The organism is Ferruginibacter profundus, assembly GCF_054783275.1.
The window spans coordinates 831,415-852,886 of the sequence record NZ_BAAGQW010000002.1 but is presented as its reverse complement, the minus strand read 5'-3'; the positions used below and the strand labels follow the sequence as shown (position 1 = coordinate 852,886).

The 21,472-nt window shown below is 40.3% G+C and carries 12 protein-coding genes; all 12 read left to right on the top strand.

Annotated elements, in window-relative coordinates; genetic code table 11:
* The first annotated feature begins 185 nt into the window (after positions 1-185).
* The 12 genes from ACYVM0_RS13770 to ACYVM0_RS13715 all read left to right on the top strand — a co-directional run bounded on the left by ACYVM0_RS13770 (position 186) and on the right by ACYVM0_RS13715 (position 21,463).
* On the top strand, positions 186-1,388 hold the full coding sequence (locus tag ACYVM0_RS13770; RefSeq protein WP_460557917.1) for a CaiB/BaiF CoA transferase family protein: 1,203 nt from the start codon (positions 186-188) through the stop codon (positions 1,386-1,388).
* A gap of 26 nt (positions 1,389-1,414) precedes the next feature.
* Positions 1,415-2,266, top strand: coding sequence for an amidohydrolase family protein (locus ACYVM0_RS13765; RefSeq protein ID WP_460557916.1), 852 nt, complete (start codon positions 1,415-1,417; stop codon positions 2,264-2,266).
* 17 nt (positions 2,267-2,283) lie between these two features.
* Positions 2,284-3,318 carry an L-rhamnose-proton symporter family protein gene (locus ACYVM0_RS13760; protein ID WP_460557915.1) on the top strand — a complete coding sequence of 345 codons (1,035 nt, stop codon included), beginning with the start codon at positions 2,284-2,286 and terminating at the stop codon, positions 3,316-3,318.
* A 119-nt stretch (positions 3,319-3,437) separates the two neighbouring features.
* The gene (locus tag ACYVM0_RS13755) at positions 3,438-4,463 is read left to right on the top strand and encodes a Gfo/Idh/MocA family protein (RefSeq protein WP_460557914.1); all 1,026 of its coding nucleotides are present in this window, start codon (positions 3,438-3,440) and stop codon (positions 4,461-4,463) included.
* 214 nt (positions 4,464-4,677) lie between these two features.
* On the top strand, positions 4,678-6,090 hold the full coding sequence (locus tag ACYVM0_RS13750) for a pectate lyase (protein WP_460557913.1): 1,413 nt from the start codon (positions 4,678-4,680) through the stop codon (positions 6,088-6,090).
* Between the two features lie 89 nt (positions 6,091-6,179).
* On the top strand, positions 6,180-8,837 hold the full coding sequence (locus ACYVM0_RS13745; RefSeq protein WP_460557912.1) for an alpha-d-galacturonidase: 2,658 nt from the start codon (positions 6,180-6,182) through the stop codon (positions 8,835-8,837).
* A 208-nt stretch (positions 8,838-9,045) separates the two neighbouring features.
* The gene (locus ACYVM0_RS13740; protein ID WP_460557911.1) at positions 9,046-10,575 is read left to right on the top strand and encodes a glycoside hydrolase family 28 protein; all 1,530 of its coding nucleotides are present in this window, start codon (positions 9,046-9,048) and stop codon (positions 10,573-10,575) included.
* A gap of 94 nt (positions 10,576-10,669) precedes the next feature.
* Positions 10,670-13,480, top strand: a complete 2,811-nt coding sequence (locus tag ACYVM0_RS13735; protein WP_460557910.1) for a glycoside hydrolase family 95 protein — start codon at positions 10,670-10,672, stop codon at positions 13,478-13,480.
* Positions 13,477-16,986, top strand: coding sequence for a malectin domain-containing carbohydrate-binding protein (locus tag ACYVM0_RS13730; protein ID WP_460557909.1), 3,510 nt, complete (start codon positions 13,477-13,479; stop codon positions 16,984-16,986). The genes ACYVM0_RS13735 and ACYVM0_RS13730 overlap by 4 nt, the downstream gene beginning before the upstream one ends.
* 135 nt (positions 16,987-17,121) lie before the next feature.
* Positions 17,122-18,108, top strand: a complete 987-nt coding sequence (locus ACYVM0_RS13725) for an aldo/keto reductase (protein WP_460557908.1) — start codon at positions 17,122-17,124, stop codon at positions 18,106-18,108.
* A 2-nt stretch (positions 18,109-18,110) separates the two neighbouring features.
* On the top strand, positions 18,111-20,537 hold the full coding sequence (locus ACYVM0_RS13720; RefSeq protein WP_460557907.1) for a glycoside hydrolase family 2 TIM barrel-domain containing protein: 2,427 nt from the start codon (positions 18,111-18,113) through the stop codon (positions 20,535-20,537).
* A gap of 167 nt (positions 20,538-20,704) precedes the next feature.
* Positions 20,705-21,463, top strand: coding sequence for a DUF3826 domain-containing protein (locus tag ACYVM0_RS13715; protein WP_460557906.1), 759 nt, complete (start codon positions 20,705-20,707; stop codon positions 21,461-21,463).
* Positions 21,464-21,472: the final 9 nt, after the last annotated feature.

The window sequence follows — 21,472 nt, the reverse complement described above, 5'->3', positions numbered from 1 at the left end:
TAGGAACGCAGGTGGGTAGAAAGAAAAAAATATTGGATTTATTAAGTTCCGCAGGGACGACAGGTGCTTTTAGCAAAACATAATTAATGCTCAATGAAGATTTGCTGCACAAGAGTGCCCCGAATGCTTTCGGGATAAACTTTGCCAATGAAGCTAAATAGAAATAAAATGACGGGTTCAAAAAAATGTATAACACAAAAAATACCCATTTAGGGGATAGGGGTATGAATTTATTAGAAGATATTATTGTTGTTGATTTCAGCCAGTTTTTATCGGGCCCGTCTGCCGCATTGCGTTTGGCAGATATGGGGGCACAGGTGATAAAAATTGAGAAACCGGGTAATGGAGATATCTGCAGGCAATTGTATGTATCGGATGTAATGATAGAAGGCGAGTCCACTATTTTTCATGCCATCAACCGCAACAAACAAAGCTATGCTGCAGATTTAAAGGATGCAGATGATTTGGAAAAAGTAAAACAACTATTGGCAAAGGCAGACGTAATGATGCATAATTTCCGCCCTGGTGTAATGGACCGTATCGGGTTAGATTATGAAACAGTGAAGCAGATCAATCCCTCAATAATTTATGCAGAAATAAGCGGCTATGGCAACGAAGGGCCCTGGAAAGACCTGCCGGGACAAGACCTTTTATTGCAGGCAGCATCAGGCTTAACCTGGTTAAGTAATAATAATACCGAAAGCCCCACACCAATGGGGGTTGCAGTGGTGGATATTATGGCAGGCACACATATTGCACAGGGCATTTTAGCCACCTTGTATAAAAGAACTATCAGCGGCGAAGGAGCACTGGTGCAGGTGAATATGTTTGAAAGCATTCTCGATTTCCAGTTTGAAGTTCTCACTTCTTATTATAATGATGGCAACCAGCTGCCCGTTCGTGGTGCGGTAAACAGTGCCCACGCCTACATTGCAGCGCCCTATGGTATTTATAAAACAAATGATGGCTATATTGCTTTGGCAATGAGTGATATTTTAACTTTGTCGGCCTTATTGCAATGCGAGCCTTTGCGTATATATGGTGATAGTAACAGCTGGTTTGAAAAAAGAGATGAAATAAAAAAAATACTGGCCGATCATTTGCTTACCAATAGTGCTGCATTCTGGTTAAATGTATTGGAAAAAGCAGATATCTGGTGTGCGCCGGTAATGGATTACGATAAACTGGTACAGCAGGATGGTTATAAAGTGCTGAATATGGAAATTACAGTGCAAACCAGTAACGGCCTTGCTATCACTACTACAAGATGCCCGATAAGGGTGGATGGAAAATATTTAGTGGCTGATAAAGGAGCGCCGCAACTGGGAGAACATAATGAAACGATTGACAAGCAATTTGAGCTGGAGAAAATTTTCCAGGAAAAATAATTACAGCGCTTATTTTAGCCCTAACGATGCAACGCATAATTGATACACATATACATGTTTGGGATTTGCAGCGGGCAGCTTACCCCTGGTTGCAAAATGATACTTCCATTTTAAATCAAACCTGGGGTATTGAACAATTACATGAAGCAAGAGAGCAGGCGGGTATTTCATGCGGCGTATTGGTACAGGCCAGTGGTAATATGGAAGATACGCAACTGATGCTGGAAACAGCTTATCAAACACCATGGATAAAAGGAGTGGTGGCATGGTTGCCGTTAATGGACCCTAATGCAACATTGGAAATACTGGAAGTGCAATTACTGAAAGAAAAATATTGTAAAGGCATACGCCACCAGATACATGATGAACAGGATACTAAATGGTTGTTGCAGCCTGCTGTAATAGATAGTTTAACCATACTGGAAGAAAAACATATTCCTTTTGATGTGGTGGCGGTGTTGCCCGAACATATTGAAACCGCTTTGGCGGTAGCAGAAAAAGTGCCCGATCTTAAAATGGTATTTGATCATTTAGGGCAGCCGCCAATAAAAACCAAAGAGCAGTTTGGCAGATGGGGAGAGCTGATGAAAGTTGCGGCACAACATAAAAATTGCTATGCAAAAATTTCAGGATTGGGAACCACCTCGGGAGATTTTGACAACTGGAATACTGCAGCAATTAAACCTTATGTGAATTTTGCCTTGCAGCACTTTGGCACTGACCGTTGTTTTTGCGGGGGTGATTGGCCGGTGGCATTATTAGCAGGGTCTTATACTAAAGTATGGAATGTATATAAAGAAGTGATTAACGATTTGCTTGACACACACGACAGCGATAAAGTTTTTTACAGCAACGCACAGCAATTTTACAATCTATAAAACAACGCAGCAATAAAATGGAATTGATCAACGGAGTATTGTTTCATGCTACAGGTGCATCAAGTGCTGCGCTGTGTTACACACCTGAGAAAAAAGTGGTGGGCTGGAGCTGGCAAACCTATTGGCTGGCACAGGCATTTATCTGCTGGCTGGCATTGCCGGTTATCATGGCATTCATTACCATTCCCGATTTAATGACGGTATTGCAGGAAGCACCATCATCTGCCATGGTAAGATCTTTTTTATTGGGTATGGCTTATGGTATTGGGGGTACTGCATTTGGTATTGCAATAAGATATGTAGGCTTTTCATTAACCTATGCCATTGCTGTTGGTATCAGTTGCGTATTGGGTACTTTATTGCCGCCATTGGTACATGGTACATTGGGAGAAGTATTAAAAAGTAATGGCGCTGCGTATTTAATTACCGGAATTGTATTGGGCGCTATTGGTATTGCGTTATGTGGTTTAGCCGGCCGCAATAAAGAAAAAGATATTGAGAAGGATCAAAACAATACATCAGCATTTTCTTTAGCAAAAGGATTGCCGCTTTGTATACTGGCAGGAATATTATCAGCGCTGTATGGCTTTTCATTAGACCAGGGGCAACCCATTGCAGATGTGGCGGCAAAACATGGTGCTGCAAATTTCCAGGGCAATGTGATCTATATCTTTTCTAATTCCGGGGCATTTGTAACCACCTTATTATATTGTTTGTACCTGCACAACAAAGAAAAAACTTTCGGGCAATTTTTTACAGCCGGTAATAATAGCCTGGTAAAAAATTATTTCATGTCGTTATTAACAGGTTGCTTATGGTACGGGCAATTTTTCTTTTACGGCCTTGGCCATGTGCGTATGGGGAATTATAAATTTACAAGCTGGGCCATTCACATGATCATGCTGGTATTATTCAGCTCTGTAGCAGGCTTGTTAATGAAGGAATGGAAGAATTGCAGTGCAATTACTATGCGTTTGTTAATTCTTGCACTGGCCGTTTTAATTACTGCAGTATTATTGCTAACTTATGGTAATTACCTGGGAGGGCTGTAAATGCAGCGTTGATAAAGTATAAAAATTACCCGGTGATATAAGTTTAGAAGAATTAATAAAATTGAAAGCCGATATAATTGATGTTGCACTATATTCCCCGATCATCTAAAATAAACCCGGTGTATATCATCGGGGCCGGTGGCATTATCAATGCGGCACACTTGCCTGCTTATACAATTGCAGGCTTTAACGTGCAGGGTATTTATGATATTGATAATGCAAAAGCCATTGCTACAGCAGCAGATTTTAATGTGCCTCATGTATTTACCAGCGTGGCAGATATGATAGCACATGCACCTGCCAACGCTATTTTTGATGTGGCTGTTCCCGGTTCGCAAACCATGGCTTTGTTGCATGAATTGCCGGAGGCTGCAACAGTGCTGTTGCAAAAACCTATGGGAGAAAATTATGAGGAAGCAAAAAAAATACTACAGCTCACGCAGCAAAAAAAAATGCTGGCGGGTATTAATTTTCAATTGCGGTATGCCCCTTATATTTTAGCAGCCAAAGAACTGATCAATAAACATTTACTGGGAGCGCTGAATGATATTGAAGTGAATGTAAATGTATATACGCCCTGGCATATCTGGGATTTTTTACAGGCTGCACCAAGAGTGGAAATTTTATACCACAGCATCCATTACATCGACCTGGTTAGAAATTTATTGGGCAATCCCAATTCGATGTATGCCAAAACCACCAGGCATCCATCAATGCCGCAACTGGCTTCTGTTCGCAGTAATATTATTATGGACTATGGCGATATGATAAGAGCAAATATTCTTACCAATCATTGCCACAACTACGGAACTCCCAAGCAACAATCGTATATAAAAATTGAGGGAACAAAAGGTGCGGTCATCATCAACTTTGGCGCACTCATCAATTATCCCCGTGGCGAAGCGGATAGTTTTGAATACATTTTACTGGAAGAAGGCAAGGAACCGCAATGGCTGCAAATGCATATTGAGGGCAGCTGGTTTCCGCATGCCTTTATTGGCAGTATGGACCAGATGATGCTGGCCGCAGAAGGAACAATTGCAACACCTGATAATAGTGTGGAAGATTGCATTCATACCATGGCATGTATGGAAGCGGCATATGAGAGTAGTGAGAGCGGGGGAACTCCTGTCCCTTCCCGATAAGGATCGGGATAAATTCAGGGGAACTCAGATTGGTACTTCATTAAAACGGAAAACAATCTAAGTGATTAATAAAAATGTATTTTCTGTTCCGTAGGAACATCAGGTGGGTAATAATAAATGCAAGAATGCTTTTCGTTCCGTAGGAACGATAGGTGCAAATTTAAGGCCCTGGAATAGTAAAAGGTTTGGTGATAAAAAAGGCAAAATCAAATGCATGAAAAAAGTAGTAAAAAAATATAAAGTGAAATTATTTTTAATCGTTACAGCTGTTTTATTGCAACAGATTTTATTTGCTCAGCAAATAGCTTTTCCGGGTGCGGAAGGTTTTGGTAAGTATGCAACGGGAGGCAGAGGAGGCAAAGTGGCTTTCGTTACCAATTTAAATGATGATGGCGAAGGCAGTTTCAGGAGTGCATTGGAAAAGTTTCCGGGAGAACCGCTGACGGTGATCTTTAAAGTATCGGGTATTATTGAATTGAAAAATAAGATACAGATCAAAAGATCTAACCTTACCATTGCGGGACAAACAGCACCGGGTGATGGTATCTGTTTAAAAAATCAATCTTTAATTTTAAATGGCGCTGCTGCAAAAGGTAATCATGGCAATATTATTATCCGCTTTATCCGTTCTCGTCCCGGTGGAACTTTAAAGACCGGTTTGTATGGTTATGATATGGAGAACTGTCATGACGTTATTATTGATCATTGCAGTTTTAGCTGGGCCAATGAAGAATGTGCTGCCATGTACGATACAAAATATACTACCGTGCAATGGTGTATTGTAAGCGAAGGCCTGTATGAAGCCGGCCATGCCAAAGGCCATCGTTCTTATGGCGGTGTATGGGGCGGACAGTACGCAACCTATCACCACAATTTAATTGCACATCAGAATAGTAGGGCAGTGCGCTTTGATGGTGCAAGGGCACATGATACCATGGCGGTTATTGATTACCGTAATAATGTAATTTACAACTGGGGCAATCCCAATGCCTGCTATGGTGGCGAAGTAAATATTGCCGGAGGTGTATCTCAAATTAATATCGTCAGCAATTATTACAAACCAGGGCCGGCCACGCCATCTGCTTTAAAATTTGTGCATGCTTCGTTTGAAGCAGAAAAAACAAAAGGCACTGCTGAATGGTATTTGAATGGCAATATTATGGCAGACGATAAACGCATGACGAAAAAGAATTTTGAGGGACTCGATCTTACAGAATCCGGAGAAGCAGACATGTCAAAATCAAAAACAGCTTTTACAATAACTGTGCCGCTACCGGAACAAAATGCAATGGATGCTTATGAAGAAGTGTTGAAATATTGCGGTGCAGTACTCCCCAGGAGAGATGCGGTAGATACAAGAGTGATCAACGAAACAAAAACAGGCACTGCAACCGGGATGGGGGTGTTTGGAAAAGCAGGGATCATCGATTCTCCGATTGCAGTAGGTGGCTGGGGTGAATTTAAAAACGGTGTTGCTCCTGTTGATACTGATGAAGATGGTATGCCTGATGAGTGGGAGAAAAAAAATAATTTAAATCCCAATGATGCCAGCGATGGGAATAAAGTGGGCGCAGATGGATTTACGATGCTGGAAAAATATTTGAATGAGCTGGCGGTGGTTAAATGATCATACATGGTCTGACGCCCAGGTCTGACCATGTGATTTCTTGTTGTTTATTGAAACCCACGTTGACAAAAGGGATATAATTTTTACTGATGAACAAATTGTTTTTCATATTGCTGGTATTGTATAGCCCTGTTTTAATTGCACAGGTTGGTTTAGCTGATAGAATATTGCCGCAACGGGTTGGATTCGGAATGAATAAAATTACAGCGGTTAAAAAAAAACTTGGTTTATCAGAGAAAGATCATTTTATTTATTTTGATTACGAGCCTGGTAAAAAGGAAGGCTACTCAATAACTACAAAAAATAATAATTATTATATCAAAGGAAGTGACGCAACAGGTTTAATGTATGGCTGCTTAGAATTCGCCTCCCGTTTGGAAAAATTAAAAGCTTATCCAAAAGAATTGAATATAAGCGATGCTCCCGAGATGGTGCTCCGTGGCCAATGCATCGGCATACAAAAATCCACGTATCTCCCCGGCAGAAATGTATATGAGTATCCTTACACTCCCGAAACATTTCCCTGGTTCTACGATAAAAAATTATGGCTGCAGGTACTGGATTCTATGGTAGATAACCGAATGAATTCTTTATATCTCTGGAATGGCCATCCCTTTGCATCATTGGTAAGATTAAAAGATTATCCTTATGCGGTTGAAGTAGATGACAGTACTTTTAAAAAGAATGAGGAGATGTACCGTTTCATCACTACCGAAGCTGATAAACGTGGCATCTGGGTGATACAAATGTTTTACAATATCATCGTATCAAAACCATTTGCCGAATACAACCATATTAAAACACAGGAAAGGGAAAGGCCCATCATTCCATTGATCGCAGATTATACCAGGAAGTCAATTGCAGCATTTGTGGAGAAATATCCAAATGTTGGTTTAATGGTTTGTTTGGGTGAAGCAATGGAGGGAGTGGGCAAAGATGATATTGAATGGTTTACTAAAACAATTATTCCCGGCGTAAAGGATGGATTGAAAGCGTTAGGAAAAACAGAAGAACCGCCAATTGTTTTAAGGGCGCATGATACAGATGCGCCTTCAGTAATGGCAGCAGCCTTGCCGCTGTATAAAAATTTATATACCGAGGCGAAATTTAATGGTGAAGCATTAACCACACCAAGGCCAAGGGGCGAATGGGCTAAGCTGCATCAGACTTTAAGTCATTTGGGAAGTGTGCAGATTGAGAACGTACATATTTTAGCAAATCTTGAACCCTTTCGGTACGGGTCACCCGATTTTATTCAGCAATCGGTGATGGGTATGCATGAAGTAATGGGGGGCAACGGTTTGCATTTGTATCCACAGGCATCTTACTGGGACTGGCCTTACAGCGCAGACAGTGTAAAAGGCAAACGCCTGTTACAAATAGAAAGAGACTGGATATGGTATAAGGCCTGGAGCCGTTATGCATGGAAAGCAAACAGGAGCAGGGCAGATGAAATCAATTACTGGAGTAATTTACTGGCTGCAAAATTTGGATGTACTGCAGCAGACGGCAAAAAAATATTGGAAGCCTACGAACAATCCGGGGAGATTGCACCCAAATTATTACGCCGCTTTGGTATTACTGATGGCAACCGCCAAACATTAACATTGGGTATGCTGATGACGCAGCTCATCAATCCTTATCGTTATGGGTTGTTTACACTATTGTATGATGGTGAAAGTCCGGAAGGCGAAATGCTTACCCAATACGCAGAGAAAGAATGGAAGCAGCAAAAGCATATCGGAGAAACGCCGGTGCAGATCATCGGTGAAGTAAAACAACATGGCGATAAAGCTGTGGCCGCCATTACAGCCGTTGAAAAAAACATCAGGAAAAATAAAGAAGAATTTGGGCGCATCAAAAATGATATGCTTTGTTATAAAGCACTGGCTTATCATTATGCAGCAAAAACTGCTGCGGCATTAAATGTATTACGGTATAAATATTCTGATGATATCAATGATCTGAAAAAAGCCATGCCGTTGCTGGAAAAAAGTGTAAGCAGTTATAAAGAACTGGTGGCTTTAACGCAAGGCAGCTACCTGTATGCCAACAGCATGCAAACACAGCAACGCAAAATACCCATGCGTGGCGTTAATGGAACTTTTAAAAGCTGGAAGGAAATGTTACCGGTTTTTGAAACAGAACTGGCCACATTTAAAACCAGGATGGATTCATTGAAACAGGCGGTTGCCGTTGTGAAAGCTGAGGCTGCGCCATTGGCTAATGCGGTAGTAAGAACGATAGATACTTCCGGGGCATATTTTATAATTGAAAAAGGGACAAAAATATTCGCTGACACGAGCCTTGAAATAATGTCTTTTGCACCGGAATTGAAAGGGTTGATGGGCGTGAACTTCGGATATCAACAACTGGTAAGCGAAAGCGGCTCTTTTAGTTTTGTATGTGATAAGCCTGTAAAAATACTGGTGGGCTATTTTAAAAAGCAAAAAGCTGCATTTTCAAAAGACACTACTTTTTTAAAAGAACCGGAATTAGAAACCAATGCCAGTGCCAATGATTACGGGCAGGCAGAAATAAAAATAGCCAATGCAATGGTGATAAAGGGAATGCCGCCGGTGAATATTCATACGTATAGTTTTCCGGCAGGTAAAAATCAAATGAAATTAGCAAAAGGTGTTTGCTTAATATTGGGCTTTGTAAACGATGATGCAATAATACCGGTGTATGATGCCGGCTTAACCGAAGATGGCGTGAAAGTAGAAATTGACTGGTTGTTTGAATGATTTGCAGCGAAGCGTATTAATAACCCCGTCAGCGGTTGTGACCCCGTCAGCGGTTGTAACCCCGTCAGCGGTTGTAACCCCGTCAGCGGTTGTAACCGCCGTCAGCGGTTGCAAACCCTGACGGCGGTTAAATGAAGGATGCCTCTTAATCAACCGCCGACGGGGCTGATAGCCGTCGGGTTTGGGCAAACAGTTTTAAAATATAAGAATGAAAAAAATTATTCTAATGCTTGTAGTGCTTTGTTGTGCAAGTACAACCCACGCACAGCAATTTTACGACGTAACAAAATACGGCGCAAAAAAAGACAGCAGTGCCAAAGCCACTGCGGCTATTGCCAAAGCCATTGATGCGGCTTCAAAAGCAGGTGGAGGTACCGTGTATTTTCCTGCAGGGAAATATTTAACAGGGCCGATACATTTAAAAAGTAACATTGTTATTTTTATAGATGCCGGTGCAGAATTACATTTCAGTGATGATTTTGATGATTATCTGCCGATGGTGGAAAGCCGCTACGAAGGCGTTGACCTGAAAAGTTTTTCTCCATTGTTCTATGCCTGGAAAGTAGAAAATATTACCATTACCGGAAGAGGTAAAATAAACGGCCACGGAAAAAAATGGTGGGACTATGTATTGAACTTTCCCAAAGACCAGCCAAGAAATAAATGGCAGCTGGCATTTGATGCTGCTAATAAAGATATTATACTCTCTGATGATTCTGCACAAACAAAAAGAGGTTTTTTGCGTCCGCCGTTTATACAGCCGATGTATTGTAAAAATATTCTGATAGAAGGGATCACTATTACTAACTCACCTTTCTGGACGATCAACCCGGAGTTTTGTGAAAACATCACTGTAAACGGAGTAACAATAGATAATCCGAAATCACCGAATACAGATGGTATCAATGCAGAGTCCTGCAAATACGTACATGTATCCAATTGTCATATCAGTGTAGGCGATGATTGCATCACTATTAAATCGGGAAAAGACCTGCCGGGCAGAACAAAAAATATGCCTGCAGAAAATTATACCATCACCAATTGCACGATGCTCAATGGCCACGGTGGCGTGGTGATAGGAAGCGAAATGAGTGGTGGTGTAAAAAAGATTGTGATCACCAATTGTGTATTTGACGGAACAGACAGAGGCATCAGGATTAAAACAACAAGAGGCCGTGGAGGTATCGTAGAAGATATTCGTGTGGATAATATTGTGATGAAGAACATAAAACAACAGGCCATTGTGTTGGACATGCAATATACAAGGGCACCAGCCGAACCGGTTAGTGAGCGTACGCCGCAATTCAGGAATATACGGTTGAGCAATATTACTGCTTATACAAAGCAGGCCATGTACATCAACGGTCTGGATGAAATGCCCGTGCAGGAAATCAGTTTAAATGATTGCGTATTTGAAGCCGAAACAGGTATAGTAATTAAGAACGCAAAAGATATTGAATTGCATAATGTAAGGGTGAATACCAAAACCGGTAGTGCGTTAACAGTAGATAAAACACAGCGCCTGGATATCGATGGCTTAACGTCGGCAAAGCCCGTTGCTGATGTGCCCTTAATAAAACTGAATAATGTGCAGGATATTTTATTGCGTAACTGCTGGCCATTTAACGGAACAAAAATATTTGCAGCTATAAACGGTACTGAAACTAAAAATGTAAAATTATTGAATAACGAATTGGGGGAGGCTGCGGTAGTGTACGGTGATGAAGTGAAAAAATGAGTTTTCTACCGCAGGGAAAGAGAGAAAAGGAGTTAACGCAGAGTGTCTTTGCGAAGTTTCTTGTATCTCTTTTTTTCTGCGATACAATTTAAAGATGTTAAGAAATAAAATAAAATATCTGCTTGCAGGTGCACTCATAACAGGTACACAGTTTCTGGTTGCACAAGACTTAAAATTGTGGTACAAGCAACCTGCCGTTAAATGGACGGAAGCTTTGCCGCTCGGTAACGGAAGGATCGGTGCTATGGTATTCGGTGGTATTGAACAGGACCGCATTCAGTTTAATGAAGAAACATTGTGGACAGGCGGCCCAAGAGATTACAATAAACACGATGCGTATAAATATTTAGACAGCATTCGCCATTTGTTATTTGCAGGTAAACAAAAGGAAGCAGAAGCATTGGCAGAAAAAGAATTTATGGGCACTAAAAGTGAAGAGGGGAAGAAAGAAGCCTGGACTAAAAATATGTTATCACTGAAAGGGATCAATGGAAATCCTGCACTGGAAAATTTTGATGACAGCAAATGGAAAACAATGCAGGTACCTTCTTACGATGGCTGGGAAGCAGCAGGCTTTGAAGGATTAGACGGTGCCGTATGGTTACGTACCAGTTTTGAATTACCTGATTCATGGATAGGTACGCATTCAGGAATGTTTGTGTTGGATTTAAACAGGATAAGGGATTATGACCTTACTTATGTTAATGGAAAACTGGTTGGCTCGCAACAAAATGGTGACCCAAGAAAATACCTGGTAGCAGCTAATCTTTTACATGCAGGCAAAAATGTAATTGCAGTGCAGGTACTCAATTATTTTGATAAGGGCGGTATTGCAGGCTATAAAGACACCACAAAGCATATTAGTATTTATCCTGCAGTGGAGGGTTTAGATACCATTTCATTAAACGGTCAATGGAAATATTTTATTCAGAACGACGAACCACCGGCAGCCGGGGCATACCAGGCCAGCTATCAGCCATTCGGAGATCTTTTTTTGCATTTTAAAAATACTACAGGGGCTACGAATTATAAGCGTGAATTAAATATTACAAACGCAGTAGCGGCAACATCCTTTTCAGTAAACAATATCGATTTCAGGAGAGAGTATTTTATCAGCCAGCCCAACCAGGTAATGGCAATTCATTTAACGGCATCACAAAAACACAGTATTAATTTCGATGCATCGTTGAGCAGTCCGCATAAAAATTTTACAGTACAGAAAATAAATAATAACACCATTGCCCTTTCCGTTAAAGTACGAAATGGCGTATTACGCGGCGAAAGTTATTTGCAAATAAAAATCACCGGAGGTACTTTAAATAGTAATGATAGTAAAATAGTAATTGCCGATGCGGATGAAGCCACAGTATATTTAACAGCAGGCACCAACTATAAAAATTACAAAGATGTTTCTGCCGATCCGCTGGTACCATGTACCAGTGCATTAAAAAGTATGGCAACAAAAACATACGACCAGGTAAAAGCAGCACACATAAAAGAATACCAGCAATACTTTAATACCTATTCTATCAACCTGGGAAGGAATGAAGCGGAGCTATTGCCAACTGACAAGCGTCTTCAATTATTTGCATCATCAATTGATCCCTCCTTTGTTGCATTGTATCAGCAATACGGCAGGTACTTATTGATATCATCCTCACGCCCCGGCACCAGGCCTGCCAACTTACAAGGCATCTGGAATGACCTGTTAACGCCGCCTTGGGGCAGTAAGTACACCACCAACATCAATGCCGAAATGAATTACTGGCCGGCAGAATTGTTGAATCTTTCGCCTATGCATCAACCGCTGTTTGATATGATTGGAGAATTAGCGCAAACAGGAAAAGAAACCGCCAAGGAATATTACAACGCACCGGGTTGGGTATTACACCACAACACAGATATATGGAGGGGTACGGCCGCCATCAACGCTTCCAACCATGGTATATGGGTTACAGGGGGTGCCTGGTTATGTCAGCATTTATGGGAACATTATTTATTTATACAGGATAAGAATTTTTTAAAAAACAAAGCCTATCCTGTAATGAAGGAAGCAGCTTTGTTCTTCAATTCATTCTTGGTGAAAGATCCTGTAACAGGATATCTTATCAGTGCACCCTCCAATTCACCTGAACAGGGGGGGCTGGTGGCGGGACCAACAATGGACCACCAGATCATAAGAGCATTATTTAAAAATGTAATTGCCGCAGCCAAAGTTTTAAATACGGATGTGGCATTGCAAAATACATTGCAGGAAAAATACAACCGGATAGCTCCAAATACAATTGGCAGGTACGGGCAATTGCAGGAATGGATGAAAGATGTAGATGATACATCAAACAAGCATCGCCATATTTCTCATTTATGGGGAATGTATCCGGGCAATGAAATTAACTGGGAAGATAACGCTGCAATGATGAAAGCAGCAAGACAATCATTATTGTACCGTGGCGATGCGGCTACGGGCTGGAGCCTGGGGTGGAAGATCAATTGCTGGGCAAGATTTAAAGACGGGGACCACACTTATAAAATGATCAAAATGTTATTAACGCCTGCAGGTACTAACGCTGGCAGTTACCCTAATTTATTTGATGCACATCCGCCATTTCAGATTGATGGTAATTTTGGAGCTGCAGCCGGTATTGGTGAAATGTTATTACAGTCGCATACCAAATACATCGACATTCTTCCTGCATTGCCTGATGCATTGCCCGATGGAGAAGTAAAAGGTATTTGTGCAAGAGGTGGATTTGTGATGGATATAAAATGGGAAAATGGAAAATTAGTATCATTGGTCATTACGTCGAAAGCAGGAATGCCATTGTTATTGAGATATAATGATGTGGTAAAAAATATGGCTACTGTAAAAAATGGAGTGTATAGATTTAATGGAGAACTTAAATGATGAGCAGAAGAGAATTGTTATATAGAGATGCACAAAGAAACACAGAGAGTCACCAGGTCATCTCCATGCACCTCCGTTTAACCCTTTGTGTATCGCTATGGAATATCTTCTTCATCTTCCTCTTTTTCCCGGCATCCGCACAAAGAAAAGATATCAACCTTAATAACAACTGGGCAACGTCTTTAAACAACGGCAGTCAATGGCAGCAGGTAAATCTTCCGGATAACCGGGATGATTACTATGGCTATAGAAGATTATTGCATGGTAATCTTCATGGCGATGCATTGTATAAAAAAACATTTACTACGCCATCATCAGCAAAAGGCAAAAGGGTATTTCTTTTTTTTGAAGGTGTAAATTCGTATGCCACGGTATTGGTAAATAACAAACTGGTTGGTACACATGCCGGTGGCAGAACAACATTTACCATTGATATTACTGATGCAATAAATAAAAACGGGCATGTAAATGATCTGCTGGTGCAGGTTGCCCATCCTGCAAACATCAAAGACCTGCCCTGGGTTTGCGGTGGTTGCAGTGATGAAAGAGGTTTCTCTGAAGGCTCCCAGCCGATGGGCATTTTTCGCCCCGTGCATTTAATTGTTACCAATGAAGTGCGTATTGAACCATTTGGCGTTCATGCATGGGCTGTAATAAAAAATAATGAGGCGTTATTATGTGTAAATACTACATTAAAAAATTATTCATCACAAAGCAGGAATGTTAGTATAGTTAATCAATTGGTAGATGCTGCAGGAAAAGTAATAAAGGAAGTTTCGTTACACAAGGTAGTAAAATCAAAAGATTCCATTACTGTTTTACAAAATAATATTGCCGTAAGTAACCCCAACCTGTGGAGTGTAGAAAATCCATATCTCTATAAAATTGTTACGCTTATCAGGCAAAATAATCTCATCATTGATAAGGCTGAAACTGATTTTGGTTTCCGCACTATCAATTTTAAAACAGCATCGCATCAGTTTATATTAAACGATAAACCGGTTTTTATTAATGGTATTGCTGAGTATGAACATTTACTCGGGCAAAGCCATGCCTTTAGCAATGAAGAAATTATTGCCCGGATGAAATGGATACAGTCTGCCGGCTTCAATGCTTTTCGTGATGCACACCAGCCACATAATTTATTGTATGGAAAACTGTGTGATGAAAAAGGGATTTTATGGTGGACACAATTCAGTGCACATATCTGGTACGATACAAAAGCATTCAGGGACAATTTTAAAGCTTTATTAAGGGAATGGGTGATTGAAAGAAGAAATGACCCTGCTGTAATTTTATGGGGCTTACAAAATGAAAGTAAACTACCGAAAGATTTTGCGGCAGAATGTACTGCATTGATCCGTTCACTCGATCCCACTGCATCAGCACAACGTTTGGTAACCACCTGCAATGGCGGCGAAGGAACCGATTGGGATGTACCGCAAAACTGGACGGGTACTTATGGCGGTAATCCTGCTACCTATGGCAATGATTTAAAGAAACAGGTTTTAGTAGGCGAATATGGTGCATGGCGCACATTAGACCTGCATAGCGAAGGTGGCTTTGTGCAAAACGGCATTTTAAGTGAAGACAGGATGACGCTATTGATGGAACAAAAAATCCGGTTGGCAGAAACTGTAAAAGATAGTGTGGCCGGGCAATTTTTTTGGTTGCTCACTTCGCACGATAACCCGGGAAGAGTGCAGGGGGGCGAAGGATTAAGGGAGCCGGACAGGATTGGCCCGGTGAATTATAAAGGGTTGCTTACGCCATGGGAAGAACCAACAGATGCGTATTACATGTTCCGCAGTAATTATGCGCCTAAAGAAAAAGACCCGATGCTGTATATCGTTTCGCATACCTGGCCCAACCGCTGGATGACACCGGGTATAAAAGACAGCATCATTGTATATTCCAATTGTGATGAAGTGGAGTTGTTTAATGATATTGATAATGCATCATTGGGCAGAAAAAAAAGAAACGGTATTGGCACACATTTTCAATGGGACAAAGTAAACATCAGGTACAATGTGTTATATGCCGTGGGTTATGTAAATGGAAAAGCAGTGGCAAGAGACACTATAACATTATTTCATTTACCACAATCGCCAAATTTTAATAAATTATATACGGCTGCCCAACCAATAACAAAACCACAGAACGGGTATCAGTATGTATACCGGATAAACTGTGGCGGCCCGGAGTATAAAGATGGCAATGGAAATACCTGGCGGGAGGACAGAATGTTTGATCCGGAAATTACGGGGCATGGCTCAACTTCCTGGACGAATGATTTTAAGGGGATGCCTTCATTTTTCGTCAGCCAAAGAAGAATTTTTTCGCCCATAAAAAATACAAAAGATTGGAAATTATTTCAAACATTCAGGTATGGAAAAGATAAACTGAAGTTTGAATTTGATATAGAACCGGGAGAATATGTTGTGGAATTATATTTTATTGAACCATGGATCGGAATTGGCGGAAGTACAAATGCAAAAGGGATGCGTTTATTTGATGTTGCCGTAAATAATAAAACAGTCATCAAAGCTCTGGATATCTGGGATGAGGCTGGCCCGAATGCGGTGTTGAAAAGATCAGTATTTGTAAAGATTTCAGACAATAAATTAGTTGTTTCATTCCCTCAATCTAAAGCGGGGGAGGCAATAATATCAGCAATTGCCATTGCAAGAAAAGGAAATTGGCAACGTTCCAGAACAGCAACTAAAAGAAGCAGTACGGCTATCAGGAACCACTGGTTAGATACAGGCGATGAAATATTTGTAAATGAGCATATACAAATTAATTCATTACCTCCAAATTTGTTTGGAGCCGATTGGGTAAGATTGCTTTCCCGGAATGAATCTAAAAAAATCGCATTTCAGGCTGATGAGTTATCCGATTTATTTGTTGCAGAAAAAAATAATTTTACTGACACGGTTTTGTTAAAAGGATTTGACAATACCAACACACAAATTATTACTGATGAAAATGGCGGAACGCAATACAATGTGTATAAAAAAAGATTTTCGAAGGATGATACAATGACAGTCAATGCCAACTCAAACATTATCGTTTGTATGCAACCGGTTACCCACATGCAGCCTGCGTACGACCTAAAACCAACAACATCTTACCGCCCGGCCACTGCAACATTAATTGGCGATAGCCTGATCAAATCAATGATCAATGAAAAAGAGACCATCACTTTTAATAAAAATAAAACGGCTGTGGAATGGAAAATCAATATCGGCGCCGCAGATATTTATTCTTTAAACATCCGCTATTCCAATCCTGCAGAAAAAGATCTTTCCGGTACCTTGCAAATAATTATGGCAGATGGAACAGTAATCAAGAATGAAAAAATTACATTTACACCGGCTAAGCCAGGAAAGTGGAATTATATTTCCACTACTACAGGTTCGATGATAAATGCAGGAAATTACAGGATAAGAATTGTTGCTGATGATGCAACAGGAGTGGGCATATCCGGCCTGGATATTCAGTAGGAAAATATTTTGCAGTGCCGTAGGTGTATAGTGTGGGTACAAAATATAGTTGACCGCATAATCGTTCCGTAGGAACGAAAGGTGCAAAAGGCAGCAAGGTAAGTTAGAAAAATTATACAGATAAAAGAATATAAAATGGAATTCAGGAGATTAGGAAAAACAGGATTAAAAATTTCAGCCATCAGTTTAGGTACCTGGCAGGTAGGTGGTAAGTGGGGCGATAACTTCAGCGATACCAATGCAGATGAAATTTTAAATAAAGCTATTGACAGCGGCATCAATTTTATTGATACTGCTGATGTATATAGCAATGGCGATAGTGAAAAAGCTGTAGGCAGGTTAATAAAGAGCCGCAAAGAAAAAATTTATGTAGCCACCAAATGCGGCAGGCAATTACAACCGCATACCAGTGAAGCATACCAGGTGAAGGTGTTACGGAAATTTGTAGAAAACAGTTTAACCAATATGGAATTGGAAACACTGGACCTGGTACAATTGCATTGCCCGCCAACACAAGTCTATTATCGTCCGGAAATTTTTGAATTGTTTGAACAATTAAAGAAAGAAGGAAAAATACAGCACATGGGAGTGAGTGTTGAAAAAGTGGAGGAAGCATTGAAAGCGATGGAATATGATAATGTAACTACAGTACAGATTATCTTCAACATGTTCAGGCAAAGGCCTTCGCAATTATTCTTCAGCGAAGCAAAGAAGAAGAATGTAGGCATAATTGTACGGGTGCCATTGGCAAGTGGCTTGCTTACCGGGAAATTTTCTGCTGCAACAAATTTTACAGCAGGCGATCATCGCCAGTTCAATCGCAATGGTGATGCCTTTGACAAAGGCGAAACATTTAGTGGTATTGATTATGCAACGGGCCTTGCAGCAGTAGATGCATTAAAAGCTATTTTTCCGGGCCAGACTAATTTAGCGCCTATTGCATTAAAATGGATATTGCAATTTGATGCAGTGAGTTGTATCATCCCCGGCGCTTCCAATGTAGCACAGGTAGATTCTAACCTCAGTGCATTTAAGGTGCCTGATTTTACTGCGGAGCAATTAAAAGCAGTGCAGGATGTGTACGAAAAATTTATTAAACCTTTTGTACATCAGTTGTGGTAAAAATGAAACGAAAATTCCTGCTTGTAATTGTCATCTTGCTGTGTAATGAATTGCAGGCACAGGTTCGCCAAACCATTGATTTTAATAACGATTGGAAGTTTTATTTGGGTAACGACAGTGCTGCAATTAATGAAGACTACAACGATGCTTCCTGGCGAATTGTAAATTTGCCACACGACTGGAGCATTGAAGGTAATTTTTCAAAAGATCATCCTGCTACTAACCAGGGGGGCGCATTACCCGGTGGTATTGGTTGGTATAGAAAAACATTTACGGTTCCCGTATCTTCAAAAAATAAAAATGTAAGTATTGAATTTGACGGCGTGTATAGAAACAGCGAAGTATGGATCAATGGACATTATTTAGGTAAACGCCCAAGTGGATATATTTCTTTTCAATATGATCTTACACCTTATTTAAAATGGGTGAATGATAAAAACATTATTGCAGTTAAGGTTGATAATTCGCAACAACCAAATTCAAGATGGTATAGTGGAAGTGGGATTTATAGAAGTGTCAGATTGGTTTTTGATGATTCATATGCATATATTGATCGTAAAGAAGTATTTGTTACTACAACAAAATTGTATGCAAAACAGGCGAAGATAAATTTTAGCACAGTAATAAATAGCACTCAGAAAGGGGTTAAATCTTTTTTACTTTTGTTTGATATTTATGATGCAAATGATAAAATTGTTTCGAGTGGGGGTGATTTTGGCGATACCATAATTAATTTTTCAGGTGACAGATTAGTCTATAATTATTCAACTTCGATATACGATCATAATTTATGGTCAGTAAGTAAACCCTATTTATATAAGGCTGTAATCCGTGTTGTAAGTAAAGGTAAAGTGATTGACAAATATGAAACTACTTTCGGTATCCGCTCCATTCAATTCGATAACAAAAACGGTTTCTTCCTCAACAACCGACCACTAAAAATAAAAGGGGTTTGCATGCACCACGACCTGGGTGCATTAGGTGCCGCATTCAATTACCGAGCGGCAGAAAGACAGTTGCAGATTTTAAAAGCGATGGGTTGCAATGCCATCCGTACGGCACACAATCCACCTGCACCGGAATTTTTAGACCTTTGTGATAAGATGGGATTTTTAGTAATGGATGAAGCATTTGATATGTGGCAGAAAAAGAAAAATAAATTTGATTACAGCAAAGATTTTAAAGAATGGTATAAAGAAGACCTGGAAAATATGGTGCTGAGAGACAGGAATCATCCTTCTGTTTTTATGTGGAGCATTGGTAATGAAATAAGAGAGCAGTTTGATTCGTCAGGAAAAGTAATGGCAAAAGAATTAGCGGATATTGTAAAGCGTATTGATCCTACACGTCCTGTTACATCTGCCATGACCGAAACTTTTTTAGAAAAGAATTTCATTGCACAATCCAATGCATTGGATGTATTAGGGTTTAATTACAAAGATTACGATTACGATAGTTTACCGCAACGTTTTCCCGGCCAGAAATTTATTGCATCAGAAACAGTGTCTGGTCTGGCAACAAGGGGAGTGTATCAATTTCCTTCCGATACCAATCGCATCTGGCCACCCAATTATAAAGTACAGGATACCTTTACGGGTAATAAAGACCTTACCTGCGCTGCCTACGATAATACCTATGCCTATTGGGGCAATACGCACGAAAAAGCATGGCTGGCAGTAAAAAAGCGTGATTTTATAGCAGGTACTTTTGTATGGAGTGGTTTTGATTTTTTAGGAGAACCTGTTCCCTATCAATATCCGGCACGTAGTGCTTACTATGGTATTGTTGACCTGGCCGGTTTTCCAAAAGATGTATATTATATGTATCAAAGTGAATGGACCAACAAACCGGTGCTGCATATTTTTCCGCATTGGAACTGGAAAGCGGGAGATACAACAGATGTCTGGGCTTATTATAACAATGCAGATGAAGTGGAATTATTTCTTAACGGCAAATCGTTGGGCACCAGGAAAAAAGCAACGGATGCATTGCACGTAATGTGGCGGGTACCTTTTGCACCAGGTACATTAAAAGCGGTTTCCATGAAAAATGGCAGGACCGTATTAATAGAAGAAATTAAAACTGCCGGCGCTCCCGTAAAAATTGAATTGACAGCAGATAGGAAAATAATTCATGCGGGTGAAAAAGATCTTTCTTTTATTACGGCAAGAATTGTAGATAAGGATGGTAATACAGTTCCCGATGCAAATAATCTGATCACTTTCTCCATCACAGGCAACGCAAACATCGCCGCAACCGATAATGGATACCAGGCAGATACCATTTCTTTTTCCAGTCCGCAAAGGCAGGCCTGGAAAGGTATGGCCCTTGCCATAGTACGATCGTCTGCAAAAAAGGGAAATAGTACATTAACTGCAAAAGCATCCGGATTGATTTCGGGAACGATTGCGTTGAAGATAGCTGAATAGCAGCACTCCCGGCCGTTTATAATGCTGCTTTCTTTTTTTATAAATAGTAAAATTGTACATCTTTATAGCAAAACCTTACATTGTTCCCCCTTGTGTGCACCTGTACCTTTAGGCAGATAAATGAATATTGGGTTCCGTTCATTTTCTAACGATTTAAAATGCGCTACATGAAAAGGTTCAAGCTTGTTACTGTGGATATACAATCTTTGATTGCTGCTTTGCGCAAACAAAGTTTTTCAGTCCCTTTCTCACTCCGTTTTTTTTCAATAAGATCAGTAGTATTACTGGCCGTAATGGTATGCAGCCTGTGCGCTACAGCTCAACAGGTTGATACAGCGTATCAAAAAGTATTGGCAGAACGCACAGCAAAAATTGTGAACACATTGGGTATTACCAATGATGCACTATATAAAAAAGTACAACAACAATTAATTGAGCAGTATACACAACTAAATACAATACAGGATAATAGCAAAGCCGCGGTAACTGCAATAAAAGCAAAACAACAGGAAAAAGAAGTTACCGATGCTGCAGTTAAAGCTGAAGAAGAAAAAAAAACAACGGCCTTAAAGCAGCTTCACGAAAAGTTTGTTGCTCAATTAAATACCACACTTACAGTTGCCCAGGTAGAAAAAGTAAAAGACGGTATGACCTACAGTATTTTGCCTGTAACATGGACGGCTTATTTAGAAATGATTCCCCGCCTTACCCAGGAGCAAAAAGATAAAATGTACGCCTGGCTGCTGGAAGCAAGAGAACTGGCGATGGATGAAGGCAGCAGTGATAAAAAACATGCGGTGTTTGGAAAATACAAGGGAAGGATCAATAATTATTTATCTGCCGCCGGGTATGATATGAAGAAAGAAGGAGAAGATTGGGCAAAAAGGATCCAGGCAGCAAAAGACGCTAAACAATCACAAAACTAATTTTATACA

Bases quoted from the DNA above. Each gene is read 5' to 3' on its own strand.
- ACYVM0_RS13770 (WP_460557917.1), top strand. From the start codon at position 186: ATGTATAACACAAAAAATACCCATTTAGGGGATAGGGGTATGAATTTA.
- ACYVM0_RS13765 (WP_460557916.1), top strand. From the start codon at position 1,415: ATGCAACGCATAATTGATACACATATACATGTTTGGGATTTGCAGCGG.
- ACYVM0_RS13760 (WP_460557915.1), top strand. From the start codon at position 2,284: ATGGAATTGATCAACGGAGTATTGTTTCATGCTACAGGTGCATCAAGT.
- ACYVM0_RS13750 (WP_460557913.1), top strand. From the start codon at position 4,678: ATGAAAAAAGTAGTAAAAAAATATAAAGTGAAATTATTTTTAATCGTT.
- ACYVM0_RS13745 (WP_460557912.1), top strand. From the start codon at position 6,180: ATGAACAAATTGTTTTTCATATTGCTGGTATTGTATAGCCCTGTTTTA.
- ACYVM0_RS13740 (WP_460557911.1), top strand. From the start codon at position 9,046: ATGAAAAAAATTATTCTAATGCTTGTAGTGCTTTGTTGTGCAAGTACA.
- ACYVM0_RS13735 (WP_460557910.1), top strand. From the start codon at position 10,670: ATGTTAAGAAATAAAATAAAATATCTGCTTGCAGGTGCACTCATAACA.
- ACYVM0_RS13730 (WP_460557909.1), top strand. From the start codon at position 13,477: ATGATGAGCAGAAGAGAATTGTTATATAGAGATGCACAAAGAAACACA.
- ACYVM0_RS13725 (WP_460557908.1), top strand. From the start codon at position 17,122: ATGGAATTCAGGAGATTAGGAAAAACAGGATTAAAAATTTCAGCCATC.
- ACYVM0_RS13720 (WP_460557907.1), top strand. From the start codon at position 18,111: ATGAAACGAAAATTCCTGCTTGTAATTGTCATCTTGCTGTGTAATGAA.
- ACYVM0_RS13715 (WP_460557906.1), top strand. From the start codon at position 20,705: ATGAAAAGGTTCAAGCTTGTTACTGTGGATATACAATCTTTGATTGCT.